The organism is Kitasatospora sp. NPDC059673 (assembly GCF_042734215.1).
Lineage (GTDB): Bacteria > Actinomycetota > Actinomycetes > Streptomycetales > Streptomycetaceae > Kitasatospora.
This window is the reverse complement of the sequence record NZ_JBHWEN010000002.1, coordinates 70,737-95,289: the sequence shown is the minus strand read 5'-3', so window position 1 is coordinate 95,289 and position 24,553 is coordinate 70,737. Positions and strand designations below refer to the sequence as shown.

Genomic DNA, 24,553 nt, shown 5'->3' with positions numbered 1-24,553 from the left:
GGGGTGCAGGTCAGCGGCCGTGGGCGAGGCGCTCGATGTGGTCGCGCATCCGGGGGCGGTCCTCGGGGAAGCAACTCGTCCACGGGCGGTCGAGCGGCAGCCACGCCGCCGGCTGCCCGTCCTCGGGAGCGAGCGGGGTTGCGGCGTCGGCCAGTGCGACGTACGACAGGCCGAGCGTCGGCGGCAAATCCGGAAGGTACGAGCGGACGGTGGCGGCGGCCGGCTGCGGCAGCAGCTGCGCGACAAGGCCGGTCTCCTCGCGCAGTTCGCGGGCAGCGGCCTCGCGCGGGGTCTCCTCGGCCTCCACCTCGCCACCCGGCGGCACCCAGCCCCGGAGGCGGTGCTGCACCAGCAGGACCTGGGTCAGGGTCGGGTCGAAGACCCAGACCTCGGCGCCCAGCGGTTCGACCCGGCCGGTGCGCAGTGCGGTGGCGAACCAGTGGCGGGCGTTGGCGTACTCGGCGGCGGCCGACGCGGCGTCAGCGGCTGCTGCGGCCAGGGATCGACCTCGGGGTGTCTGCTGGGCGGCCATCGCGGCACCCTACGACGCGGGTCGGACAGTTCTGCCGGTGGCAGCCGTCGAAAGCGATGGGGCGCGGTCGCGCAACTCCGGGTTCGGGCCGAAGCCGTCCCGACGCAGTGCGGCCCGCGTGGCTGCCGCCGGAATTCTCGCTGTCCTCGCCTGCACCAGCGTCGTGGCGGGACCGTGGCCCACCGAGTGACGGGCGAGGGCATCGAGCCGGACGGCACGGTGCGGGTCGGGAGCGATCGGCGGAAGTCCCGGGGGACCGTCCGGAAGATCGACCGGACGTTTGTGCACCCCGGCCACGTGAACAGCGAGGGCACGGGCCTCAGCTCCGGGCGCCGGAGCGGGTTTGCGATCCGGGGGTCTTCAGCGGTTCAGCGCAGCGGGAGGGTGGCGAGGAGCCCACCGTCGCACCCAGTGGTTCTGTTCACGAGTCGCGGTCCTGGGCCACCTTCACTGACGATCCGGAGCGCAATCCCAGAGCGCTGGGCTCCACCACGCCTGCGGGAAGATCGCTCCTTCCCGTAGCCCTGGCAGTCAACTCGGCGAGGCCGTACCGGAGTTCGGCGGCCGCCAGGGCGTCGAGCCGGCCGGGCGTCGGTTTCGGGTGATCACACAGTGCCGACAGGAGGTCGTGCGCGCCGCGGAGCCTTGGGCGGGGTTGGGTCGGTCCGGCGTGGGATTTGTCGGTGCTGTTCGCTTCAATTCCGGGGACGGAAAGGGGGCGCCGGGATGGGGTGTCTGGGAGTGCTGTTCGCGCTGGCGGAGGGGGAGCGGGCGCGGCTGTTGGCGTGTGAGGGGGATGAGGAGGTGATGGCGCTGGTCGAGGAGGTGGAGGAGGCCTGGGACGGGGCGCGGGTGTGCGAGTTGGACAAGGCGTGGGACGCGCTGCACCGGTGCCTGACGGACGGTCGCCTGGAGTACGGGAACGGGGAGTTCCCGCTGTCCCGTGCGGTGCTGGGCGGGCGGCCGCTGCTGGGCGGGGAGGACTACGTGGTCTGCTACGTGGATCCTGGGCAGGTGCGGGCGGTGGCGGCCGCGTTGGAGCCGGTCGACGAGGCGTGGTTGCGGAGGCGGTACGCGGAGCTGGAGTTCGAGGACTACGAGGGTGTGCGCGGCGAGGAGGACCTGGCGTACACGGTGTGCTTCCTGCCGGACCTGCGGGAGTTCTACCGGCGGGCGGCCGAGGAGGGGCGGGCGGTGGTGTTCACCGTCGATCAGTGACGGAGAATGTCGTCGGCCTTCACGACTTTGCCATCAAATGATCATTCGTTTGCCAAGGCGAGGACCACGGGCAGACCACCAGGACGGATCGAATCTCCTTCGCACGCCGACCCGTCCAGCGAAAGGTGCCCCGTCCGATGAGCAGCAGTTCCGCCCGTCCCACGCCCGACCAGCAGTTGCTCGCCGCCGCCGGGCGGCTCGACCGGCGCCGGTTCCTGACCGTCACCTCGGCCGCCGCCGCGCTCGCCTTCGGCGTCAACCTGCCCAGCGCGCACGCCGACGAGAAGGAACTCGCGCCGCGCAGCCTCACCGAGAACCCGTTCACCCTCGGCGTCGCCTCCGGTGACCCGCTGCCGGACGCGGTGGTGCTGTGGACCAGGCTCGCGCCGCGTCCGCTGGAGCCCGGGGCCGGGATGCCGCCCGCGGGGAGCGTCAAGGTCGGCTGGGAGATCGCCCGGGACGAGCGGTTCCGCCGCGTCGAGCGGCGCGGCACCGCGCGGGCGCACGCCGAGTTCAACTGGTCGGTGCACGTGGACGCGGACGGCCTGGAGGCGGCCCGCACGTACTGGTACCGGTTCACCGTCGGCCAGTGGACCAGCCCCGTCGCCCGCACCCGCACCGCGCCCTCGCACGGCCGCAAGCTCGACAGCACGAAGCTCGGGCTGGTCTCCTGCCAGGCGTACGAGGACGGCTACTTCACCGCCTACCGTTACCTCGCCCAGGAGGACCTGGACGCGGTGTTCCACGTCGGCGACTACATCTACGAGTACGGCATCGACTCCGTCGGCGGCGACCGCAAGTACACCGACCGCGTGCTGCCCGCCGCTCTCGGCCACGAGACCACCACGCTGGAGGACTACCGGCTGCGGTACTCGCTCTACAAGACCGACCCCGACCTGCAGGCCGCGCACGCCGCCCACCCCTGGTACGTCACCTGGGACGACCACGAGGTGGAGAACAACTACGCCGCCGGCATCCCCGAGAAGAACCAGGACCCGGCGCCGTTCGTCGCCCGCCGCGCCGCCGCCTACCGCGCCTACTGGGAGAACCAGCCGCTGCGGATGCCCAAGCCCAACGGCACCGACCTCACGCTCTACCGCCGCTTCCAGTACGGGCAGTTGGCGCAGTTCGACATCCTCGACACCCGCCAGTACCGGGACGACCAGGCCAACGGCGACGGCTGGCAGTACCCCACCCCCGACTCCCAGAACCCGAACCGCACCCTGATGGGCGCCACCCAGGAACGCTGGTTCGCCGACGGGCTGCGCCGCTCCAAGGCGCTGTGGAACGTCGTCCCGCAGCAGGTGGTGTTCTCCCGCCGCAAGAACACCACCGCCGCCAGCTCCAAGCTCTCCATGGACGCCTGGGACGGCTATCCCGCCGCCCGCGAGCGCTTCCTGACCGCCGTCGAACAGGCCGGCGTCAAGAACCTGGTGCTGCTCACCGGTGACGTGCACGTCGCCTACGCGCTCGACGTCAAGCGCGACTTCGACGACCCGAACTCCCGCACCGTGGGCGTCGAGTTCGTCGGCACCTCGATCAGCAGCGACGGCGACGGCGAGGCCCACCCGTCCAACTGGGCCACCCTGACCGCCGCCAACCCGCACATGAAGTTCTACGACGGCCGGCGCGGCTACACCCTCGTCACCCTCGACCGCCACCACGCCCGCGCCGACTACCGGGCCGTCACCCACATCACCCGCCCCGACGGCACCCTCCTCACCGCCGCCTCCTTCGTCACCGAGGCCGGCAACCCGGGCATCCGCCCCGCCTGACACCTGCGACGGCCCGCCCGGCACCTGCGGCGGCCCGTCAGGCGCCGTAACGGCGTCGGCGGGCCGCGTAGGCGCGCAGGGCGCGGAGGAAGTCGAGTTCGCGGAAGGCGGGCCAGTAGGCCTCGCAGAAGTAGAGCTCGGCGTAGGCGCTCTGCCAGAGCAGGAAGTTGGACATGCGCTGTTCGCCGCTGGTGCGGATCACCAGGTCCGGGTCGGGGCGGCCCGCGGTGTAGAGGTGGCGGGCGATGTCCTCGGCGGTCAGGGTGTCGGCGACCTGGCGGGTCGGGCGGCCGGCGTCGGCCTGTTCGTGCAGGAGGTCGCGGACGGCGTCGACCAGTTCCTGGCGGCCGCCGTAGCCGACGGCCAGGGTCAGTTGGGCGCCGGTGGGGCAGTCGGCCGTCGCCTCCACCGCGTGTTTCAGGGCGCGGGCGGTGGAGTCCGGCAGGGTGTCCAGGTCGCCGGCCAGGTGGACCTGCCAGCGGGGGCGGGGGACGGCCAGGTGGGCGGTCAGGACGTCCTCGATCACCCGCATCAGGAAGGTGATCTCGTCGTTGCCGCGCCGCTGGAGGTTCTCCGCCGAGCACACGAACACCGTCACGTGCCGAATGCCCAGCGTCTCGCACCAGTTCAGCACCGAGCCCACGTGCTGCGCGCCGAACCGGTGCCCCAGGCGGGTGTCCGCGAGGCCGCGTTCGCGGGCCCAGCGGCGGTTGCCGTCCATGATCAGGCCGATGTGCCGGGGGAGCTCGGCGCCGGTCAGACGGCGGCGCAGGCGGCGGGTGTACAGCGCGTACAGCGGGGCGGTGAGGCGCATGTGACGGTCCTTCAGGGATCGGCCGGTGCATACTGGGACATGAATAGCACGCGTCGCGTGCTATCGGGAATTCGGAACGGAACCAGGTGCGCACCAACGACGCCCAGATGCTCGTACTGACCGCGCTCGCCGACGGCCCCCTGCACGGCTACGCCGTCAACACCGCCATCGAGCGGATGACCGGCGCCCGGCTCGGCCGCGGCAGCCTCTCCGGCGCCCTCGCCCGGCTGCGCGGCAAAGGCCTGATCGCCTACCTGGACGGCGACGGCCGGCGCCGCCCGATCCGGCTCACCGAGGACGGACGGGCCGCGCTGGGACGGGAGTTGGGCGCGCTCGCCGACGTCACCGGCCGGCTCTTCGAGACCGTCGTCCCCGACCGGATCGCCTACCAGGAACGGCTCGCCGCCACCGACCAGGTCCGCGCCTACAAGCAGATCCTGCTGGACGCGCTCGACGCCCGCCCCGGGCAACACGTGCTCGACTGGGGCTGCGGCCCCGGCACCGACCTGGACGCGCTGGCCCGCGCCGTCACCGCCCGCGGGCGGGTCCTCGGCATCGACCACGATCCGGCGATGGTCCGGGAGGCCGCCGAGCGGGCCCGGGACCTCCCGGGAACCCGGGTCCTGCATGCCGACGTGCACAAGCTCCCGCTGGCCGCCGACTGCGCCGACCGGGTGCGCGCCGAGCGGCTGCTGCAACACCTGGCCGAGGTGCCCCGGGCCCTCGCCGAGGCCCACCGGGTGTTGCGCCCCGGCGGGAGGCTGGTCGCCGCCGAACCCGACTGGGACACCCTGGCCGTCGACCACCCCGACCTGGACATCGCCCGCGCCTGGACCAGCCACCTCGCCGACCGGATCGTCCGCAACCCGGTGATCGGCCGCCAACTACCGAGGCTGGCCCAGCAGTTCGGCTTCGACGTGCGGTCGGTCGTCCCCGTCACCTCGGTGTACCGCGAGGTCCGCGCCGCCGACCAGGTGCTCGGACTGCACCGCAACACCGAACGCGCCGTCGCCGCAGGTTACCTGAGCCGCCGCCAGGCCGGGGACTTCCTCGACCACCTTGCGCGCGGGCCGTTCCTGGCCTCGGTCACGCTGTACGTGGTGACCGTCGAGAAACCCTGAACGCAGACCGCCCCGCTCGGACGGGGAGCGGGGCGGTGCGGCGGGTCAGGACTTCGGGCCGCAGAAGGTGAGGTCGATCAGGCCGAGGACGGCCGGGGTCAGCTCGGCGCCCTTCTGCGGGTCGTACGGGTTGGCCGAGATGGCGATCTGGCGGGTGCCGGCGCGGTCGCCGAACAGGTAGGTGACGTAGCCGTGGATGCCGCCCGGGTGGCCCCAGACCTCGCCGCAGGAGGTCCGCAGCTGCATCAGGCCCAGGCCGTAACGGGTCGGCGGCTGCTCGTCCGCCGCGACCGTGGTGGTCATCTCGGCGAGCTGCGCCGGAGCCAGCAGCCGGCCGCCGAGCAGCGCCGCGTTGAAGCGCGCCAGGTCGTCCGTGGTGGAGATGATCTCACCGGCCGCGCCCGCCATCGACGGGTTCAGCTCGGTGATGTCGGCCGGCCCGTCGGACAGCGCCAGGTAGCCGTGGCTGTGCGGCCCCGGGACGGTGGTGGAGGTGCCCGGCAGGAAGGTGTGCCGCAGGCCCAGCGGCTGGAGCACGCGGCGGTCGACCTCCGTGCGCCAGTCGTTGCCGGTCACCTGCCGCACCAGCTCGCCCAGCACCAGGTAGTCGGTGTTCGAGTAGTGCCAACCCTGGCCCGGCGCGAAGTACGGCTCGTGCGAGACGCCGATCGCGATCAGGTCGCGGGCCGCGAGGGTCTTCCACCGGTCCACGGCGAGCAGTTGGCGCAGCGCCTCGTCCGACTCGTACGCGAAGCGCGGGTCCTCCAGGAAGTCGAACAGGCCGGCGGTGTGGTTGAGCACCTGACGGACCGTGATGTTCGCGCCGTTCGGGATCATGCCCGGCAGGTGGCGCTCGATCGGGTCGTCCAGGCCCACCCGGCGTTCCGCCGAGAGCTGGAGCACGACGGTGGCGACAAAGGTCTTGGTGATGCTGCCCGCCCGGAACTCCCCGTTCACCGGCGCGGGTTGCTGCGTGGTCAGGTCCGCGACGCCCGAGGTGCCGCGCCACACCGCCCGCCCGTGGTCGCGCACCTCGGCGACCGCGCCACTCGCGCCCGCCCGCACGGTCAGCGCGTCCAGCCCCTGCTGGAGCGCGGCCCGCTGCGGCACCGGGGTGCTCGGGGTGGCCGCCCCGGCCGTGGGCGCGAGGGCCAGCACCGACGCACCCGCCAGCAAGGACGCGGCCAGCCGCAGTGCGGATCGGTAGTTCTTCACACGAGTCTCCTTCGACAAACGCTCAGATCGGAAGGGGGTTCGTCGCCCGACAGCCTCACGGCTGCACCGTTCGCACGGCATCGCTCGCCGGGAGGAGAGACCGCACCGGAAGATCATTCTCCGGACGGAAGGTGACGCATCGAGACCCCGTCGATCGACGGGGAGGATGAGCTTGTCAGGGGCGCCCGCTAACCTCCCGGGCATGAGCGACTCTTCGCAGTACCGCCCCGTCGTCACGCGCCTGGTGGACGACCGGATCTGCGCCTACCGGCCCGACGGGGACACGGTGGGCGAGCTGGTGCCCGCCGCCGTGTTCCGGCCGGTGGCCGGGGACGAGGTGGTGAGCCGCGCGGTGGCGGCCGATCTCGGCCGGGCGTCCTACGCCACGCCGGACGGGGTGGTGTGCGTGAGCGCGGACGGGGAGCAGATGTGGCGCTTCGGGTTCGGGCCGCAGAAGGACGGGACGTGGAATCACACGCCCAACTGCGCTCTGGCGCCGGACGGGCGGAGCGTCTGGGTGTACCAGCCGGACGCGATGGCCGGGCGGGGCGAGGCCGACCGCTGGACGGTGCTGGACGCCGGGACGGGCGAGGTGCTCGGGCAGGCCGGGCTGGAGACGGCCGGCCACGGGGGCGAGCAGTGGGCGGACCGGACGGGCGGGGCGATGCTGCTCGATGTCGGTGAGGGCCAGGACGGCACCACCGTGTACCGGGGCACACTGAGCGCGGACGGCCTGAAGGTCGAGCACCTGCCGTGGGACGACCGGTGCCCGATCGGCATGTCGCCGGACGGCCGCCGGCTGCTGACGGTCGATCACAGCCAGGAGGACGCCACCGTGCTGGCGCTTCCCGGCGGCGAGGTGCACCTCACCCTCGCCGTGGGCGACTTCGGGTACGACGCCGAGGAGCTGGAGGCCGTCGTCGAGTGGAGCGGCGGCTACCTGGACGCGGACACCCTGCTGCTGGTCCTGGTCGGCGAGACGGAGGACGAGCAGGAGTGGTTCCGGACCTACCGCGTCGATGCCCACGACGGCCGGGTCCTCGGTGAGCTGACCACCCACGGCGAGCACGCCTACGACCTGCACCCGCTCGGCGACGGCAGCTGGCTCACCACCGGCCCGGCCGGGCACCCCGTGCGGTGGCTCGCCTGACGGGGGGTCAGGCTGCGGGCTTGCGGGCCTCGATCAGGGTGCGGGAGGTGGTGGAGACGAACACGCCCTCGCGGGTGATGTGCTCGTGCAGCTCGCGCAGGCGCTCGCGGTAGCGCTCCACGGTGAAGTCCGGCACCGCCCAGACCACCTTGCGCAGGAACCAGACCACGGCGCCGACGTCGAAGAACTCCAGCCGCAGCCGCTCGTTGCGGCACTGCACGATCTCCAGCCCCGCCGCCCGGGCCTGCGCCGACTCCACCTCGGGCTCGCGCGCGTCGCCCACCTCGAACGGGCCGAGGAAGTACGCGCTGAGCTCCACGTTGGAGCGGCCGCCGACGTGCTGTGCGAAATAGCTGCCGGCGGGGGTGAGGACGCGGGCGATCTCCGGCCACTGCACCGCGATCGGGTGGCGGCTGGTCACCAGGTCGAACGCGCCGCCGCAGAACGGCAGTGGCGTGCCCTGCTCGTGCGTCACCAGCGTCGCGCCGATCGGGTGCAGCAGCCGGGTGGCCCGCGCGGCGTTCGGCGGCCAGCCCTCGGTGGCGGCCAGCGTGGGCGGGAAGTTCTTCACTCCGGCGCCCGCCAGCACCTCGCCGCCGCCGGTCTGCAGGTCGAGCGCGGCCGTGGCGGCCGCGAGCCGTTCGCCCAGCAGCCGCTGGAAGCCCCAGGAAGGGCGCTGCTCGGTGGCCCGGCCGTCGAGCCAGGAGAAGTCCCACCCGTCGACCGGGGCGGTGGCGGCCTCGTCGAGGAGGGCGTCGAAGGAAGCGTCCATGCCAAGCATTCAAGCACTCGGGAGCCGCTGCGGGCGAGGGAGTTGATGTTCGGGGAGGGTTTCCCGACAGGGTGTCGGCAACGAGCTTGGTTAGGTTAGGCTCACCTATATCATTGGGGGAATTCGATCTCTGGAGGCCCTTCCTCATGCCCAGCTCCGCCCTGCTGCCCGTCCCGTTCTCCGCCCAGCTCCGCACCGCCAGCGCGGAGGAGCACCAGGCGGCCGAACAGTCCTCCTTCATGAGCGACCTGCTCGGCGGACGGCTCGGCATCGAGGCCTACACCGACCTGACCGGCCAACTGTGGTACGTCTACCGCGCGCTGGAGGCCCACCTCGCCACCCTCGCCGAACACCCCGCGGCCGGGCCGTTCATCGACCGCGCCCTGCTGCGCACCGCCGCGATCGAACGCGACCTCGACCACCTGGCCGGCCCCGACTGGCGCGACACCCTCGCCCCGCTGCCCGCCACCACCGCCTGCGCCGAGCGGATCCACGCCCTGGCGACCGGCTGGCCGGCTGGCTACCTCGCCCACCACTACACCCGCTACCTCGGCGACCTGTCGGGCGGTCAGATCATCCGCGGCGTGGCCGAAAGCACCTGGGGGTTCGAGCGGAAGGGCGACGGCGTCCGGTTCTACGTCTTCGAGGAGATCGACAACCCCGCCGCGTTCAAGCGCGACTACCGGGCCAAGCTGGACGCCGCCGGGGAGTTGATGGACGAGACGGAGCGCCGGCGGGTCGCCGAGGAGTGCAAGCGGGCCTTCACGCTCAACGGCGCGATATTCGCGGAGCTCGGGCAGCGGCACCCGGGGCTTGTCTGACGTATCGCCAATTGCTTGTTGTTACTCGGTTGTTCTTCCGGAGGCCGGGACGGGGTGACGTCGCCGCTGTTCGCTCGGGCATCATCGACGCCATGAGCGACACGCACCCCGACCGGCTGGACCAGCTGTGGCAGGACTTCCTCGTCCTGCCCTTCCCACGCAGCTGCTACCGGCAGGCCCCCGCAGGCGAAGACCTGGTCCTGCTCGACAGCCACCTGGCCGGCTGCGTGTCCTCCGCCCTGACCGGCCCGCTCGACCAACGCCGCCGCGAGGCCCTCCGGAACGGCATCGCCGCCGTCCACCGCGTCCTCCCCGCCCTCGCCGCGGACGCCGGGGCCCGCGAGTACTTCACCCGCCTGCGCGAACTCGCCGTCCTCGCCGCCGAACGCCAGGCCCCGAACGGGCAGGACTGAGCGGAACCGGGCGAGGGCGCAGGGCCATGGCCTCCCGGCTCCACCGGCGGTGCGGCGCGCGGCGACTCGTTCGACCGCCTCATGGACGGGCGTGGAGCCGGAGATGAGCTCCAGGACGCGCGGGGCGGTGGCGGGCAGGGCGGGCAGGCCCGCCAGAACGGCCGCGACGTCCACGCGGTCGCTCTCGCCGGGGCCGGTGTGCTCGGAGAGATCGACCAGCCCGGTGCCCGGCCCGTCGCGGAACCAGGCCGGGCGGAGGACGGTGCAGTCCAAGGCCGGACGGGACAACAGCCTCCGATCGGTCCGGCCCCTGGCCCGAAGGAAGGTCTCCACCAGCGGATCGGCCGGATAGCGCCGGGCGGGATCCGCGCCCATGACGGAGAGCATGACGAAACGGCGCACCCCCGCGAGTCGGGCCGCGTCCGCGAGGGCGAGGATCGCGTCGTGGTCGACCGGGTTCGCCTGCTCCGGGGAGTCCCCGCGACCCGCGCCGGCGGCGAAGAGCACGGCGTGTGCGCCGGCAAGCACCTGCGCGAGCTCCCCCGGGGTGGCCCGGACGAGATCGGCGACGACCAGCACGGCGCCGGCGGCCCGCGCCCCCGTGGCCTGCTCGGGGCGGCGGATGATCCCCACCACCCGGCGGCCCCGATCCGCGAGTGGACGAGACGTCAGAAGCGCGACCTGCCGTGGCCGCCCGCGATGACAATCGGCATGCCCGCCACCCTACGAGCGGTCACCCGCTCACCGGCCGCGCCGCGCACCGGAAGGCCCGAGGGCCCGGGCGGAGTTGAGGCTCCCGCCCGGGCCCCGAGGGCTTTCAGCCGGTGGTGCGGCGGCGGACCAGGACGGTGGTGGCGCCGCCCAGCAGGACCAGGCCGGCGGCGGTGGCGAGCAGGGGCAGCGAGTTGCTTCCGCCGCCGGTGAAGGCGAGTTCGCCGTTGGTGCTGGTGAGGGTTGCGCCCGTGGTACCGGTGGTGTCGGTGGTGTCGGTGGTGGAGGTTCCCGAGGTGCCGGTGCTCGGGGCGGTGCCCGGCGTCGGGAGAGTGGCGTTGCGGTCGAAGGAGAGGGTGACGGTCAGGGCGTCGAGGGCCTCGCCCGCGCGGTAGGTGCCGAACGCCGGGACGCCGTCGGCGGTGAGCTTGGCGGGCACCTGGCGGAGTGTCACCACGCCGTTGACGGGCTTCAAGTCGGCCTTGGAGAGGTCGAGTTCGGCGAGGCGCACCCCGCGGAGGGAGACCGGCGCGCCGCCCCCGCGAGTGGCGGCGGCCACGTCGGCGACCAGGTACGCGCCGGAGCCGTCCACCCGCAGGCCCAGGTGGGAGAGCCGGGTGTCCAACTCGTAGTGGCCGTCAGCCGCCTGGTGGCCGAGGAAGCGGACCGAGCCCGCGAAGTCGGCCGTCAGCGCGTGGGTGTCGGTGCGGTAGCTGCCGGTGGCCGACCCGAAGCGATAGTCGTTCGCGCCGCCGTCGAACTGCACCTGGCCACCCGCGATCGGCCCCGTCACGTAGCTGCGGAACCCCTCCTTGACGCCCCACTCCAACCGGCCGTCCACGACTGCCAGTTCGTTGGTCGCCGGGGTGGAGGGGGAGGGGCTGCTGGAGGTGGAGGTGGAGGCGGAGGTGGAAGGGGAGGGGGAGGGAGTGGTGGAGGGGCTGGCGGACGGTGCGGCGGTCGGTTCGGTCGAGGGCTGGGTGGACGGCTTGGTGCTGGGTTCGGTGCTCGGGGTCGGGGACGGCGAAGTGGTGGACTGCTTCAGGACGACGGACAGCGGGTCCAGTTCGGTGCCGGCCTGGTAGAAGCCGGCGAAGGCCTTGGCGCCCTCTGCGGTGAGCTTGGCCGGGGTGGCGGTGCCGTTGGTGGTGTCGCGGGCGACGGTGAAGGTGGCCAGCGGGACGTCCTGGCGGAGCGTCGGGGTGGGTGCGCCGACGGTCTCCTTGGAAGCGGTGTCGGCGGTGAGGGTGCCAGTGGTGCCGCTGGTGGTGATCCGCAGGTCGCTGAGGGCCACGTCGAGCGCGCCGCCGTGAGCGAGGAAGCGGACCCCGCCGTCGAAGGCCGCGTTCAGCGAGTGGGTCGTCATGTCGTAGCCGGCGGAGGCCAGGTTGAAGTGGTACGAGCCGTCCGCGTTGAGCGTCGCACCGCCGGTCAGCTCGACGCTGCCGCCGCCCGCCGGACCGGTGACGTAGGTGCGGAAGCTCGCCTTGACGCCCCAGTCGAGCGAGCCCGTGTCGTACGTGACGGCGGGGGGTGCGCCGGCGCCGAACGCGAGGCCCGGCAGGCCGAAGGCGGTCAGGCCGAGGCCGGTGGTGACGGCGGCGAGGGCGGCCAGGCGGGTGCGATTGCGGTGGGACGTGGTGGTTCGGGACATGGGTGAAGGACTCCAGGTGAAGGGGGAAAAGGGGGACAGGTGGTCAGGACGGCGAGCGTGGTGGCTGGCGCAGGGGCGGGGAGGGTGCTGCGGACGGCGGGCGTGTTGGCGGACGGGCCGCCGCTGTCGGTGTGGGCGGCGAGCGTGGTGGCTGGCGCAGGGGCGGGGAGGGTGCTGCGGACGGCGGGCGTGTTGGCGGACGGGCCGCCGCTGTCGGTGTGGGCGGCGACCGGGGTGCGGTGGCGCTGGGGGCCGGGCTGCCCGGATCGGGGAGGTGGTCAGTGGCGGCGTCGGCGGACGATGAGCGTGGTGGCCGTAGCGGCGGCAAGCAGGGCGCCGAGGGCGGTGAGCGTGAGGGTGGCGGACGGGCCGCCGTTGCCGGTGCGGGCGGCGGCCGGGGCGGGGCTGGGGGCCGGGCTGCCGAGGTCGGGGAGCGGGGGGAGGGGGGCGGTGGGGTCGAGGGCGATGGCGAAGGTCAGTGGGTCGAGTTCGGTGCCCGCCGGGTAGAGGGAGCCGAAGGCCTGGGCGCCGGAGGTGGTCAGGGTGAGGGGGAGGTCGGTGGCGGTGAGCAGGCCGTTCTCGGCCTTGAGCGCGGTGGCGGGGAAGGTGGCGAGTTCGGTGGCGGGCGAGGTGCGGGTGGAGCCGTCGGGGGTGCGGCCGTTCACGTCGGCGAGCAGGCGGCCCTGACCGTGCGTCACGGTCAGCCGGGGATTGGCGAAGGTCAGGTCGAGGCCGAGGGTGTCGCCCTGGCGCAGGCCGGTGAAGTGGACGGCGCCGGTGAAGGCCGCGTCCAGGGTGCCGGTGGTGGCGTCCCAGGTGCCGTGGCCGGGCGTCCAGCGGAAGAACGCCCCGCCGTCCGCCGCGCCGTCGGTCGGCTGCCAACTCCCTTGGGCGATCGAGCCGGTGACGTAGTCGCGGAAGGTCCGGCGGACGCCCCAGTCGAGTGCGCCGTTGCTGAAGGAGGTGGCGGCGGGCGGGGCGGTGCTCGACGAGGGAGCGGAGGGGGAGGAAGAGGAGGCGGGGGGTGTGGACGGCGGGGCGGACTTGAGGGTGACGGAGAAGGTGAGCGGGTCGAGCGCCGTCCCTGCGGTGTAGAAGCCGCCGAAGGCGTTGGCGCCGGCGGAGGTGAGGGTGGCGGGCACCTGGCTGAGCGTGACGGTGCCGGACGCGCCCTTCAGTGAGACTCCGGCCAGCGAGAGGTCGGCCAGTCGGGCTTGCTCGGTGGACGAAGTGCGGCCGCTCTGGCGGGACTTGGAGCTGACGTCGGCGTACAGCGCGGCGCTGCCGTCCTCGGCGGATCTGACGGTGAGCCGGGAGATGCTGAGGTCCAGCGCGTTGCCGCCGTTCTCCTGGTGGCCGGTGAAGCGGGCGCCGCCCTGGAAGGTGGCGGACAGCCGGCCCGTCGTCGGGTCGTAGGCGCCGGTCGCGGAGTGGAAGCGGAACACTGAGCCGCCGACCGTGGACGCGCTGCCGGTCAGGGCCCATTTGCCGTTCGCCACCGGGCCGGTGACGTAGCTGAGGAAGCTCGCCTTGATCCCCCAGTCCAGCCGTCCGCCGGAGACCGGGGACTCGGCTGCGGCGGCCCGACCGGGGAGGCAGAGGAGCGTCAGCAGCAGGGCCAGCGGCATGGTGAGGGCGGCGCGCAGGCGGCTGCGGGGAGCGGGGGGCCGTCCGGAGACGGGCATGGCGAATCACTCCTCGGGGAGGGAAGGGAAGGGAGGGGGTTGCTGAAGTGAGGTAAGGCTAACCTAATATATGGGTCAAGTGTTCCGCCCCCAGCCCCTTGGTTCGGCCCGGCCGGGACGTCAATGCACCTGGAAAGGCCCGAGGTTGAGCAGCCCCCGCAGCCCCCGCAGCCCCCGCAGCCCCCGCAGCCCCCGAAGTCCACGCTGTCCGCGCCGCCCACGCAGCCTGCGCGTCCGCGCGGGAGCCGCCCTCGGCGTCCTCGCCCTGCTGCTCGGCGCGAGCGCCTGCGCCACCGGCGCACCCGCTGCCGCGCCGGCGACGGCCGGTGCCGCGAGCCCGGACCGGATCGAGGCGCTGCCCGGGACGCCGACGCCCCGACTGCCCGTCACCGTGCCGTCCGCCGACGGCCGCCAGGTGACCGTCAGCAGCGCCGAGCGGATCATCCCGCTGACCGGGAGCCTCGCCGAGCTGGTCTTCAGCCTCGGACTCGGCGCCAACGCGGTGGCCCGGGACGTGTCCACCACCTTCGAACAGGCCGCGCGGCTGCCGGTGATCACCCAGGCGCACGAGGTCTCCGCCGAAGGCGTGCTCTCGCTGCGCCCCACCGTCGTGCTCGCCGACCGCAGCACCGGCCCGGCCGAGGCGGTCGAACAGATCCGCGCCGCCGGCGTCCCGCTGATCGTGCTGGACGACGCGAAGAAGCTCGACGACATCGGCGCCCGGATCGACCGGGTCGCGGCCGCGCTCGGCGTCCCCGAGGCCGGGGCGGAGCTGAAGTCCCGTACGGCGCAACAGATTTCCGAGGTGCAGGCGCAGATTCCGGTGACCGGCGCGGCCCGGCCCAAGGTGGCGTTCCTCTACCTGCGCGGCAGCGCCTCGGTGTTCCTGCTGGGCGGCCCGGACTCCGGCGCGCCCTCGCTGATCGAGGCCGCCGGCGGCGAGGACGCCGGCACCGCCGCCCACCTCACCGGCGACTTCACCCCGCTCACCAGCGAAGCCCTGGTCAAGGCCGCACCCGACGCGATCCTGGTGATGAGCAAGGGGCTCGATTCGGTCGGCGGCATCGACGGCCTGCTCGCGCTCCCCGGCGTCGCCCAGACCCCCGCCGGACTCGACCGCCGGATCATCTCCGTGGACGACGGACGCCTGCTGTCCTACGGGCCGCGCACCCCGCAGGTGCTGCACGAGATCGCCACCCAGCTGCACCGGGACGCCAAATGACCACGACGCTCGAAAAGCATTCAACTACTGTGCAGGCAAAGGCGGTTCGCGACCGGCGGCCGCTGCTGCTGGCCGTCCTCGGCGTCGCCCTGCTGGCCTGCGCGCTGCTCGCCGCCGGCACCGGCGCGTACCGGATCCCGCTCGGCGACATCCTCGCCTCGCTTGCCCACCGCGCGCACCTCGGCGGCCACCCGCTGGAGCGGGTCCCCGAATCGGTGCTGTGGAACGTCCGCCTGCCCCGGGTGGTGCTCGCCCTGCTGGTCGGCGCCGCGCTCGGCTGCGCGGGCGCGCTGATGCAGGGCGTGTTCGGCAATCCGCTCGCCGAGCCCGCCGTGATCGGGGTGTCTTCCGGCGGCGCGGTCGGCGCCGTCAGCTGCATCGTGCTCGGCCTGGACGCCCTCGGCAGCTGGACCGTCACCGCCGCCGCGTTCGCCGCCGGACTGCTCACCGTCGGCGTCGTCTACGCGATGTCGCGCAGCGGCGGCCGCACCGAGGTGGTCACGCTGCTGCTCACCGGCGTCGCCGTCAACGCGTTCTGCGGCGCGCTGATCGGCCTGCTGCTGTTCACCGCCGACACCGCCGCGATCAGCCAGGTGACGTTCTGGCAGCTCGGCTCGCTCTCGCAGGCGAGTTGGAGCAAGGTCCTGGCCGTGGTGCCGTTCGCCGCCCTCGGACTCGCCGTCGCCCCGCGCCACGCCCGCCGCCTCGACCTGCTCACCCTCGGCGAGCGCCCCGCCCGCCACCTCGGCGTGGACGTCGAGCGGATGCGGATCGTGCTGATCACCGTGGTCGCGCTGCTCACCGCCGCCGGCGTCGCCGTCAGCGGCATCATCGGGTTCGTCGGCCTGGTCGTCCCGCACCTGCTGCGAATGCTCGCCGGACCGGGCCACCGCTTCCTGCTGCCCGCCTCCGCCCTCGGCGGCGCACTCGTGCTGGTCGCGGGCGACCTCGCCGCCCGCACCCTCGCCGCACCCGCCGAACTCCCGCTCGGCGTCCTCACCGCACTCCTCGGCAGCCCGTTCTTCTTCTGGCTGCTGCGCCGCACCCGACGCCGCCAGGGAGGCTGGGCATGACGGAACTGCTGCACGCGCACGCGATCGGCTGCGCGGTCGGTGGCCGCCCGCTGCTGACGGACGTCGGGCTGACGGTGCGCCGGGGCGAGATCCTCGCACTGCTCGGACCGAACGGTGCCGGGAAGTCCACGCTGCTGTCCGTGCTGGCGGGCGACCGGAGGCCGAGCAGTGGCGAGGTGCGGGTGGACGGTCGTCCGCTCGCCGGGTACCGGCCGGCCGAACTCGCCCGCCTGCGCGCCCTGTTGCCGCAGCACCACGAGGTGTCGTTCCCGTTCGCGGCCGGGGAGGTGGTCCGGATGGGCCGCGCGCCCTGGGCCGGTACCCCCGCCGCGGGCGAGGACGAGCGGGTGGTGGCCGCTGCGATGGCCGCCACCGACTGCGCCCACCTGGCCGCCCGTCCGTTCACGGCGCTCTCCGGCGGCGAGCGGGCCAGGGTCGCGCTGGCCCGGATCCTGGCCCAGGACACCCCGCTGCTGCTGCTCGACGAACCCACCGCCGCGCTCGACCTGCGCCACCAGGAACTGGTCCTGCGGATCGCCCGGGAGCGCGCGGAAGCGGGCCGGGGCGTGATCGTGGTGCTGCACGACCTCACGCTGGCCGCCGCGCATGCCGACCGGATCGCCCTGCTGGACGCCGGCCGTACCGTCGCCCTCGGCCCGACCGGCGAGATTCTGGACGCCGCACTGCTCAGCAGGGTCTACCGGCACCCCGTCGAGGTGCTGGCGCACCCTCGCGGGGGCGCGCCCATCGTGCTGCCCGAGCGCCCCCGCGAAACAGATTGACGGATCGTCGGCCCGGGGAGATCCACTGCTGGGCGACGACCGACCGGGGGAGATCCGGATCGCGAGGCGGTCCGGGCGGGTGATCCCGCGCCGGCGGCCCACATGTCCGGGCCCGGCACGGGAACGGCCACCAGCAGTAACCGGACCACCCGGAGGCACGGTATGCACCTGACCATGGTTCTGCTGCTCACCCCCCTCGTGCTGGCCGGCGCCGTCAGCGCCACCCGCGCCCCCGCCCGGCGCGGTCGGCACCGCGCCGGGCCGCGCCGTCCGCACCCCTGATCCGCGCCGCCCGTGCCGGTGCGATCGTCGGATCCGATGCTCCGGTTGGCGGTTGCCGGGATGACAAGGGCCGTCAGGGATGCTGGGCCCGGCGGTCGATGAGGGCGGCCAAGCCGTCCAGGATCCGTTCGATGCCGAAATCGAAGGCGTTGTCGCGGCCCTCGCCCGGCTCGGCCAGGGCGGACGCGAGGGCCGGGTAGCGCTCGGCGTGGGCCGCGACCAGCCCGCCGAGCGCGCGCAGCAGCTCGGCCTCCGGCGAGCCCTCCCGGGACTGCCGCTGCTGGGCGGCGATCGCCCGCACATGGCCGACCAGCAGAACGGCCGCGTCCATCCGCTCCGCGCCGCTCAGGCCCTGGCCGTCGAGCGCCGCCACCACCCGCTCCAGCCAGGCCAGTTCGCGCGGGCCGGTGAGCCGGGGGCCGGACAGCGCGTCCAGCACCCACGGGTGGGCGGCGAACAGGGCCGCCATCCGGTGCGCCCAGTCGGTGAGTTGGTCCCGCCACGGGGACGCGCTGGGCGGCGGGGGCTCGCCGACGGTGTACTCGACCATCAGGGCGATCAGTTCGGCCTTCCCCGGCACGTACCGGTACAGCGACATCTTGGTGTACGCCAGCAGCCCCGCCACCCGCTGCATGGACACCGCCGCCAGCCCCTCGGCGTCCGCGATCTCGATCCCGGCCCGGGCGATCGACTCCAGGCTGAGGGCCGGCTTCGGCCCCCGGGTCGGCCGGGCCGGTGGGCCCCACAGCAGCCGTACCGCCGCCTCGTGCTCCGCCTGCTCCGGGTGCTTCTCCACGGGCCCTCCCTGGTGCCGTGCCGGGCCCGCCTTGCGCCCGGCCAGAAACTGCGTCTACCGTACACAGCAGCAAACAGTGTCCGCGAGACACACTTTTGCTCCGGGCCCGGGGAGGGCCCGTCGGACCTGCCTTCCGAGGGGGAAACACCATGCAGATCCTGATCTCCGGCGCCGGCATCGGCGGACCGGCGCTCGCCCATTGGCTCGGCCGGTACGGCCACCGGCCCACCGTGGTCGAACTCGCCCCCGCGCTGCGCGCCGGCGGCCAGGCCGTCGACTTCCGCGGGCCCACCCACCTGACGGTGCTCCAGCGGATGGGCCTGCTGGAGGAACTCCGCACGCTCGACACCGGCGGGAACCCGATGACCTTCACCGACCGGCACGGCCGCGTTCGGCTCCGGCTGCCCGCCGACTTCGCCGGCGGCGAGATCGAGATCCCGCGCGGCGAACTCGCCCAACTCCTGCACCGGCACAGCGAATCCACCACCGAGTACCTGTTCGGCAACACCGTCACCGCGCTCCGGCAGGACGACCGGGGCGTCCGGGTGGCCTTCCGGTACGGCCCCGAACGGCGCTTCGACCTGGTGATCGGCGCCGACGGACTGCACTCCCGGATCCGCGCCCTCGCCTTCGGCCCCGAACGGGACTACGTCCGCCACCTCGGCTACTACGCCGCCACCTGGCAGCTCCCCAACACCCTCGGCCTGCCCGCCGGCAGCACCGGCATCAACACCCCCGGCCGGCTCGCCGCCGCCGGCGCCGACCCCCGCGACCCGGCGCGGGCCGGGGCCTTCCTGCTGTTCGCCTCGCCGCAGCTCGACCACGACCGGCACGACACGGAGGCCCTCAAGTCCCTGCTGCAGCAACGTTTCGCCGACCTCGGCCGCCCCGTCCCGCACCTGCTGGACACCCTGCGCGACGCCGAGGACCTGTACGTCGACTCGATCAGCCGCGCCGACGTGCCGAACTGGTCGAACGGCCGGATCGCGCTGCTCGGCGACGCCGCCTGCGGTGCCACCATCGGCGGCATGGGCACCGGCACCGCGCTGGTCGCCGCGTACGTCCTCGCCACCGAACTCGCCCGCGCCGACGGCGACTTCCGCACCGCGTTCACCCGCTACGAGCGGGCCGTCCGCCCCTACGCCGAGCGCTGCCAGCGCGGCGGCGACCGCACCGGCCCCTTCCTCGCCCCGCGCACCGCCGCCGGCCTGCGGGCGCGCAACGCCCTGCTCGGCCGGCGCCGGATCCTCGACCGGATGCTCCAACTCGGCCAGGACGTCGCCACGATGGAGCTGCCGGAGCCCGTGTGAGACCCCGCCGGTGCGGCAATGCGCTTGCCCGCCGTCCCGGGGCTCGCCGAAGATCGTGCGCATGAACCACGTGATACGAGCCACCACTGCCGAGGACTGGCAGGACGCCAAGGAACTCCGGCTGGACGCGCTGCGCGATCCGGTGGCGAGCATCGCCTTCCTGGCCACCTACGAAGCCGAGGCCGCCAGGCCGGACGAGTTCTGGCGGGACCGTGCGGCAGGCGGCGGCGAACTGCTCGCCCGCCAGTTCGTCGCCGAGCGGGCCGACGGCGGCCTGGACGGATCGGTGACGGTGCTGGTCGAGCGGGCCGGTCGGGACGTCTTCGGCGGGCAGGCCGAGGCCGACCAGGCCCACCTGGTCGGCGTGTTCGTCCGCGCGGAGCAGCGCGGCAGCGGCCTGGCCCGCGCCCTGTTCGACGCGGCGATCGCCTTCGCCGACGGGCTCGACGAGCCCCGGATCTCCCGGGTCCGCCTGTACGTGCACCAGGACAACCGGCGTGCGGAGGCCTTCTACCGGAAGATCGGCTTCATCCACAGCGGCCGGACCTTCCTCGTCCCCGGTGACGAGTCGGCCGTGGAGTACGAGATGGTCCTCGACCGGCGCGTCTGAGTCTCGACTCACGCTCGCTGCACGGTCGTTGCCGGGCGGTGGGCGAAGGCGCTGCGGTACGCGGCCGGGGTCATGCCGAGCTGGCGGTTCAGGTGCTGGCGCAGGGACTCGCCGGAGCCGAGGCCGCTGCGGTCGGCCACCTGGTCGACCGTCAGCCCGGTGGTCTCCAGCAGTTCGCGCGCCCGCAACAGCCGCTGCTGGAGCAGCCATTGGAACGGTGTGACACCCAGTACCTCGGCCCCGGCGCCGCCACATGTCCGACCGCCCGTTCCAGGTGGACGACAGCGACATCCGCGACACCTTCGGCCTCAAGGCCTCGACGCTGCGCGAAGCGCTGACCGCCTGACGGTGCCCGGCGCGACGCTGCGCGAAGCGGTGACCGCCTGACGGTGCCCGTCCGGGCCGGGGGCGGGGGGAACGCGGTGCGGGGGAAGCGGGCCATACTTGGGCGATCCATTTGTCGAGAGGCGTCGTCCACATGGCCAAGAACTCCGCCGCACCGCCCGCCACCGCGCGCAAGGCACTGCTCCAACTGACCGGGGTGAGCCGGTCGTACGGCCTCCGGGAGGTACTCCATCCCGTCGACCTCGACCTGGCGGCCGGAGAGTGCGTGGCGCTGCTCGGGCACAACGGGTCCGGAAAGTCGACCCTGCTGCGGATCGCCGCCGGACGCGACCTGCCGACCAACGGGACCGTCCGCTTCGACGGCCTGGCGATGAACGAGAACGACCCCCGGATACGGGCCCGGGTCGCCGTCGTCGGCGACACCGTCGCCTGCTACCCCGACCTGACCGTGCGGGAACACCTCCTGCTGGTCGCCGTCGCCCACGGCGTCGCCGAGGCCGCCGACTGGGTCGAGCAGGTCCTGGAGATGCGCTCGCTCACCGAACGGGCCGACGCCCTGCCCTCCGCCCTCTCCTCCGGCCAGATGCAGGCCCTGCTGCTGGCCTGCGCACTCGTCCGCCCCCGGGACCTGCTGCTGCTCGACGAGCCCGAGCAGCGGCTCGACCCGGAGGCGCGGCGGCGGCTCGCCGAACTCCTGAAGGCGGAACTCGCCGACGGGGTCGCGGTGCTGCTGGTCACCCACCACACCGACCTCGCGCTGGAGGTCGCCGACCGGGTGGTGATGCTGGAGGAAGGACGGATCGTCCGGCAGGGCGCACCCTCCACGGTCCTCGCCGCCTCGGCCGGCGCCCGGTGAGCGGCAAGGCCGTGGCCGAGGACGCCTCGGTCGCCGAATGGACGGCGGACGACGACTGGACCGACGAGGCACTCGCCGTGCTGCGCGCCCTGCGCGCACCGCACCGGCGCAACCGGGCCAAGCAGGCCGCCTTCGCGCTCTACTGCACCGTGCTCATCCTGGTGATCTGGGGCGGCATCCCCAGCTTCGGCCTCTTCCTGCACGCCTCGCTGGGCGCCGACTACACCGGGCACGGCCCCGACCTGCTCGCCGCCATGCCCAGCGGCATCGCCGCCGCCGGCCTCGCGACCCTGCTGCTGGCCGTCCGCGACGGACTGTGGCGCGGACCGGTCGTGCCACCCCGCGCCACCACCGACTGGCTGCTCGCCCACCCCGTCCGGCCCCGGCCGGTGCTGCGGCCGTGGTTCTGGCTCTCCTGCGGGCTGGCCGTCCTCCCCGGACTGGTGATCGCCGTCGGCGGCATGGTGGCGCTCGGCCTGACCGTGCGTGTCGGCCTGCCCGCGGCCCTCGGCTGGTGCCTGGTCGGCGGGCTCTGCCTGCCGCTGCTGGGCGTCTGCGCCGGCCTGCTGGTGCAGAACAGCCCACCGGCCGCCCGCTGGGCGCGGCGCCTGACCCCCTACGCGGCCGTGCTGATCCTGGCCCTCGCCACGCAGAGCGCGCTGGCCGTCGCCGGCCACCCCGTCCCCTGGCTGGAACGCGTCGAACTCTGGTCCGGCCCGTGGGGCTGGGCGGCCCTCGCCGCGCTGGCGCCCACGCCCGCCGCCGTCCCGGGAGGCATGGTCGCAGCCGTCCTGCTGGCCGTGCCCACCGTGCTGTTCCTGGTGCTCGCCGACCGTGCCGTCGCCACCCTCCCGCTGCCGCTGCTGCGGGAGCGCGCCCGGACGGCCGCCGGAGTACTGGCCGCGCTGCGGACGGTCGAACTGCGCGCCGCGAAGCTGACCGTGGCCGGCGCGTCCGGCGGCGACCGCCAGTTCCGGGTACGGCTGCCCGCACCCCGGCAGCCCTGGCTGATCCTGTACTGGCGGGACGTGCTCTCGCTGCTCCGCGCGCCCGCCCGAGTCGGACGCGCCGTCCTGCTGACCGTCCCGGCCGTGCTCTGCGCCGTGCTGGCGCACGACACCCGGGGCGTGCTCTCCTGGGCCGTCACGGTCGTCGCCCTGACCTTCGGCTACCTGGCCGTCGCCCAACTCCTGGAACCCGCCCGGATCGAGACCGACGACGTCCGCCGCGCGTCCTGGTCCCCGTACCCCTTCGCCGGCCTCATGCTGCGCCACGCGGTGGTACCCACCGCCCTCGGCCTCCTTCTGGCGGCAGCCGGGTCGGTGGCGGTGCTCGCCCTCGGCGGCGGCCCGACCGCCTGGCTCGCCCCGTTCGCGGTTCCACCCCTGGTCGCCGCCGGCCTGGTGAACGCCTGCCGCGGTGCGGCCCGCCAAGACCTGCTCTACCGCTCCGCGGGGGCCGGCGGGAGCGGCGGCGTCGCGTTCTTCACCGCCTGGTACGCCGCAGGCCCGGCCGTGGCCGTACCGGTGCTGGCGCTGCCGTTCTCGGCGGCCCTGCGCAGCGGCTCGGCGGGCTCGCTGCCCCAATCCCTGGCCATCGCGCTGACGGTGGCCGTCGCCCTGTTCCACTGGGCGAAGGGCAGAGCGGGCAGACTCCCCGCCCAGGCCCGGCCCGGCACGGTGGGACGGCCGTAGCGGGTCGCAGGCCGGGAGGCGGCGGGCACGGCCTTCCGGCCCTGCGGTGTGTGGTGGCGTCGTCGCTGTCCAGGGTCACGGGCCGACGGGGCCGGCAGGGTCGGCGGGGCCGGGCGGGGTCGGCGGCCGGTCTCGGCCGGGTTCGGGCCCGGGTGGGGAGTACCCTTATTCCATAGAATTACCGAGAAGGGGGCCGCAGCAATGGCGGACCGGGCCGCGAAAACCGAGCTCTACGAGGCGTTCGCCGCCACCGGGAAAGCCCTCTCCAGCGGCAAACGGCTCGAACTGCTCGACCTGCTGGCCCAGGGTGAACGCACCGTCGACGCACTCGCCAAAGCCGCCGGCCTCAACCTCACCACCGCCTCCGCGCACCTCCAGACCCTCAAGCAGACCGGCCTGGTCGCCACCCGCCGCGACGGCGTCCGCATCCACTACCGCCTGGCGGGCGGGGACGTCGCTCAACTCCTCGACCTGCTGCGCCGGGTCGCCGAACGCCACCAGGCCGCCGTCGCACCCGCCCGGACCGCCTACCTCGGCCCCGAGGCCCCCGACGAGCCGGACGTCGTCACCCGCGAGGACCTGCTGACCCGGATCGCCGCCGGCCGGGCCGTGGCCCTCGACGTCCGCCCCGCCGAGGAGTACGCCGCCGGGCACATCCCCGGCGCGCTCTCCATCCCCGTCGAGGAACTCGTCGAGCGGATCGGTGAACTCCCCGAGGATGCCGAGGTTGTCGTCTACTGCCGCGGCGCGTACTGCGCCCTCGCCTACGACGCCGTCCGACTGCTCACCGCGCGCGGGCGGCGGGCGATCCGGCTGGACGACGGGATGCTGGAGTGGCGGCTCGCCGACCTCCCCGTCGATGCGGGGGAGACGGTGGGTTGACGGCCCGTCGGGGTGGTGGGCGCGCGGTGGGGTTGTGGGGGAATTGTGGGTGAGTGGTGGGGCTTTGGGGGTTGGCGTCACCTCGGTCGGCCCGGAGCTTCGTCGGTGGAACACCGGGGCCGACCAAGGCCGACGGGCTCCGGGCCGGTGATCGGGGGAGCGATCGGGGAAGTGCGGGCCACCGGCCGGGCGGTGGAGGAGTGGTGGCGAGCTTTTGCACAGTCGGCAGACAGCATGGCTCGGCAATGATTCCGGTCCTATGATGCAGACACCAAAACGGACCCACAGCCGCCGAAACCGGCCCGAGGGTCCCGAACTTACGGGGTCGGCAGTGCGAGCGGACCTCGGCGGTCCGAGTCGGGGGCGGGCATGTCTCAGCAGATCGTGGTCGATTCGGCGAGTCTCCGGACAGAGGGCAGGAACATGTCCGCCGTCGGCCAGGACTTCCTCGCCGCCCTCCAAAACCTCTCCGGCCGGCTCGAATCGCTCGAACAGGGCGACACACCCCCCTGGGGCGACGACGACCTCGGTGAAAAGTTCGGCATCGTCTACGAGGGCCTGCGCGACGGCATGAAGGAGTCGATGGACTCCCTCGGCACCCGGCTCGGCGAGATCGGCGACAAGTTGCAGGGCATGGCCGACCGTCACGAGGCCAACGAGAGCCGGACCGAGGGCGACATTTACACCCTGGAAGCCCGCGAGGGTGAAGTCGGCGGCCAGATCCGGTCGTTGTACCGGCCGCGGGTCTACTGACCCGCCCCGCGCGGCGCGACGGGCGTGCAGCCCGAAGCCGCGCCCGTACCGGCGTCCGCCGCGGCGT

General features: G+C 73.8%; 23 protein-coding genes and 1 pseudogene. 15 read left to right on the top strand and 9 right to left on the bottom strand.

Annotated features, from left to right (window positions below):
• Positions 1-10: 10 nt before the first annotated feature.
• Positions 11-532, bottom strand: a complete 522-nt coding sequence (locus ACFV18_RS02740) for an NUDIX domain-containing protein (RefSeq protein ID WP_380478484.1) — start codon at positions 530-532, stop codon at positions 11-13.
• A gap of 726 nt (positions 533-1,258) precedes the next feature.
• Here ACFV18_RS02740 and ACFV18_RS02735 point away from each other — a divergent pair.
• Together ACFV18_RS02735 and ACFV18_RS02730 are read left to right on the top strand one after the other, a co-directional pair.
• Entirely contained in the window at positions 1,259-1,750 is a 492-nt protein-coding gene (locus ACFV18_RS02735; protein ID WP_380478482.1) for a YfbM family protein, read from the top strand.
• Positions 1,751-1,887: 137 nt separating this feature from the next.
• The gene (locus ACFV18_RS02730) at positions 1,888-3,525 is read left to right on the top strand and encodes an alkaline phosphatase D family protein (RefSeq protein ID WP_380478480.1); all 1,638 of its coding nucleotides are present in this window, start codon (positions 1,888-1,890) and stop codon (positions 3,523-3,525) included.
• 37 nt (positions 3,526-3,562) lie between these two features.
• On the opposite strand, the gene uppS is transcribed toward ACFV18_RS02730, so the two are convergent.
• Entirely contained in the window at positions 3,563-4,339 is a 777-nt protein-coding gene (gene uppS / locus ACFV18_RS02725; protein WP_380478478.1) for a polyprenyl diphosphate synthase, read from the bottom strand.
• An 86-nt stretch (positions 4,340-4,425) separates the two neighbouring features.
• Between uppS and ACFV18_RS02720 the strand changes: the two genes are divergently transcribed.
• Entirely contained in the window at positions 4,426-5,460 is a 1,035-nt protein-coding gene (locus ACFV18_RS02720; RefSeq protein ID WP_380478476.1) for a methyltransferase domain-containing protein, read from the top strand.
• A gap of 45 nt (positions 5,461-5,505) precedes the next feature.
• Here ACFV18_RS02720 and ACFV18_RS02715 read toward each other — a convergent pair whose 3' ends face one another.
• Positions 5,506-6,675: a serine hydrolase domain-containing protein gene (locus ACFV18_RS02715; protein ID WP_380478474.1), complete on the bottom strand. Its 1,170-nt coding sequence runs from the start codon at positions 6,673-6,675 to the stop codon at positions 5,506-5,508.
• 202 nt (positions 6,676-6,877) lie between these two features.
• On the opposite strand from ACFV18_RS02715, the gene ACFV18_RS02710 reads away from it, so the two are divergent.
• The gene (locus ACFV18_RS02710; protein WP_380478472.1) at positions 6,878-7,825 is read left to right on the top strand and encodes a hypothetical protein; all 948 of its coding nucleotides are present in this window, start codon (positions 6,878-6,880) and stop codon (positions 7,823-7,825) included.
• Between the two features lie 7 nt (positions 7,826-7,832).
• On the opposite strand, the gene ACFV18_RS02705 is transcribed toward ACFV18_RS02710, so the two are convergent.
• Complete coding sequence (locus ACFV18_RS02705; RefSeq protein WP_380478470.1) at positions 7,833-8,597, bottom strand: SAM-dependent methyltransferase; 765 nt, start codon at positions 8,595-8,597, stop codon at positions 7,833-7,835.
• 146 nt (positions 8,598-8,743) lie between these two features.
• Between ACFV18_RS02705 and ACFV18_RS02700 the strand changes: the two genes are divergently transcribed.
• Entirely contained in the window at positions 8,744-9,418 is a 675-nt protein-coding gene (locus ACFV18_RS02700; RefSeq protein ID WP_380478468.1) for a heme oxygenase (biliverdin-producing), read from the top strand.
• 92 nt (positions 9,419-9,510) lie between these two features.
• Positions 9,511-9,831, top strand: coding sequence for a hypothetical protein (locus ACFV18_RS02695; protein ID WP_380479267.1), 321 nt, complete (start codon positions 9,511-9,513; stop codon positions 9,829-9,831).
• Positions 9,832-10,041: 210 nt separating this feature from the next.
• On the opposite strand, the pseudogene ACFV18_RS02690 reads toward ACFV18_RS02695, so the two are convergent.
• From ACFV18_RS02690 to ACFV18_RS02680, 3 genes and pseudogenes are all read right to left on the bottom strand, one after another.
• A pseudogene (locus ACFV18_RS02690) lies at positions 10,042-10,464 on the bottom strand (NAD(P)H-binding protein); the annotation flags it as partial.
• Positions 10,465-10,648: 184 nt separating this feature from the next.
• The gene (locus ACFV18_RS02685; RefSeq protein WP_380478467.1) at positions 10,649-12,196 is read right to left on the bottom strand and encodes an HtaA domain-containing protein; all 1,548 of its coding nucleotides are present in this window, start codon (positions 12,194-12,196) and stop codon (positions 10,649-10,651) included.
• 278 nt (positions 12,197-12,474) lie between these two features.
• Positions 12,475-13,881 carry an HtaA domain-containing protein gene (locus ACFV18_RS02680; protein WP_380478465.1) on the bottom strand — a complete coding sequence of 469 codons (1,407 nt, stop codon included), beginning with the start codon at positions 13,879-13,881 and terminating at the stop codon, positions 12,475-12,477.
• Positions 13,882-14,026: 145 nt separating this feature from the next.
• Here ACFV18_RS02680 and ACFV18_RS02675 point away from each other — a divergent pair, with 145 nt between their 5' ends.
• From ACFV18_RS02675 to ACFV18_RS02665, 3 genes are read left to right on the top strand one after another with little or no spacing between them, the layout of a single operon-like run.
• Positions 14,027-15,103 (top strand): hemin ABC transporter substrate-binding protein, encoded by a 1,077-nt coding sequence (locus tag ACFV18_RS02675; RefSeq protein WP_380478463.1) that lies wholly within the window; start codon positions 14,027-14,029, stop codon positions 15,101-15,103.
• Positions 15,100-16,176 (top strand): FecCD family ABC transporter permease, encoded by a 1,077-nt coding sequence (locus ACFV18_RS02670; RefSeq protein WP_380478461.1) that lies wholly within the window; start codon positions 15,100-15,102, stop codon positions 16,174-16,176. The genes ACFV18_RS02675 and ACFV18_RS02670 overlap by 4 nt, the downstream gene beginning before the upstream one ends.
• On the top strand, positions 16,173-16,958 hold the full coding sequence (locus tag ACFV18_RS02665) for a heme ABC transporter ATP-binding protein (RefSeq protein WP_380478459.1): 786 nt from the start codon (positions 16,173-16,175) through the stop codon (positions 16,956-16,958). The genes ACFV18_RS02670 and ACFV18_RS02665 overlap by 4 nt, the downstream gene beginning before the upstream one ends.
• A 355-nt stretch (positions 16,959-17,313) precedes the next feature.
• On the opposite strand, the gene ACFV18_RS02660 is transcribed toward ACFV18_RS02665, so the two are convergent.
• Positions 17,314-18,036: a TetR/AcrR family transcriptional regulator gene (locus tag ACFV18_RS02660; RefSeq protein WP_380478457.1), complete on the bottom strand. Its 723-nt coding sequence runs from the start codon at positions 18,034-18,036 to the stop codon at positions 17,314-17,316.
• 149 nt (positions 18,037-18,185) lie between these two features.
• On the opposite strand from ACFV18_RS02660, the gene ACFV18_RS02655 reads away from it, so the two are divergent.
• On the top strand, positions 18,186-19,346 hold the full coding sequence (locus ACFV18_RS02655; protein WP_380478455.1) for an FAD-dependent monooxygenase: 1,161 nt from the start codon (positions 18,186-18,188) through the stop codon (positions 19,344-19,346).
• Between the two features lie 61 nt (positions 19,347-19,407).
• Entirely contained in the window at positions 19,408-19,956 is a 549-nt protein-coding gene (locus ACFV18_RS02650; RefSeq protein WP_380478453.1) for a GNAT family N-acetyltransferase, read from the top strand.
• Positions 19,957-19,964: 8 nt separating this feature from the next.
• Here ACFV18_RS02650 and ACFV18_RS02645 read toward each other — a convergent pair whose 3' ends face one another.
• On the bottom strand, positions 19,965-20,186 hold the full coding sequence (locus ACFV18_RS02645) for a helix-turn-helix domain-containing protein (RefSeq protein WP_380479231.1): 222 nt from the start codon (positions 20,184-20,186) through the stop codon (positions 19,965-19,967).
• 248 nt (positions 20,187-20,434) lie between these two features.
• Between ACFV18_RS02645 and ACFV18_RS02640 the strand changes: the two genes are divergently transcribed.
• The 4 genes from ACFV18_RS02640 to ACFV18_RS02625 all read left to right on the top strand — a co-directional run bounded on the left by ACFV18_RS02640 (position 20,435) and on the right by ACFV18_RS02625 (position 24,486).
• Positions 20,435-21,157: an ABC transporter ATP-binding protein gene (locus tag ACFV18_RS02640; protein WP_380478451.1), complete on the top strand. Its 723-nt coding sequence runs from the start codon at positions 20,435-20,437 to the stop codon at positions 21,155-21,157.
• On the top strand, positions 21,154-22,851 hold the full coding sequence (locus ACFV18_RS02635) for a hypothetical protein (protein WP_380478449.1): 1,698 nt from the start codon (positions 21,154-21,156) through the stop codon (positions 22,849-22,851). The genes ACFV18_RS02640 and ACFV18_RS02635 overlap by 4 nt, the downstream gene beginning before the upstream one ends.
• Positions 22,852-23,052: 201 nt before the next feature.
• Positions 23,053-23,733: an ArsR/SmtB family transcription factor gene (locus ACFV18_RS02630; RefSeq protein ID WP_380478447.1), complete on the top strand. Its 681-nt coding sequence runs from the start codon at positions 23,053-23,055 to the stop codon at positions 23,731-23,733.
• Between the two features lie 423 nt (positions 23,734-24,156).
• The gene (locus tag ACFV18_RS02625) at positions 24,157-24,486 is read left to right on the top strand and encodes a hypothetical protein (protein ID WP_380478446.1); all 330 of its coding nucleotides are present in this window, start codon (positions 24,157-24,159) and stop codon (positions 24,484-24,486) included.
• Positions 24,487-24,553 lie beyond the last annotated feature (67 nt).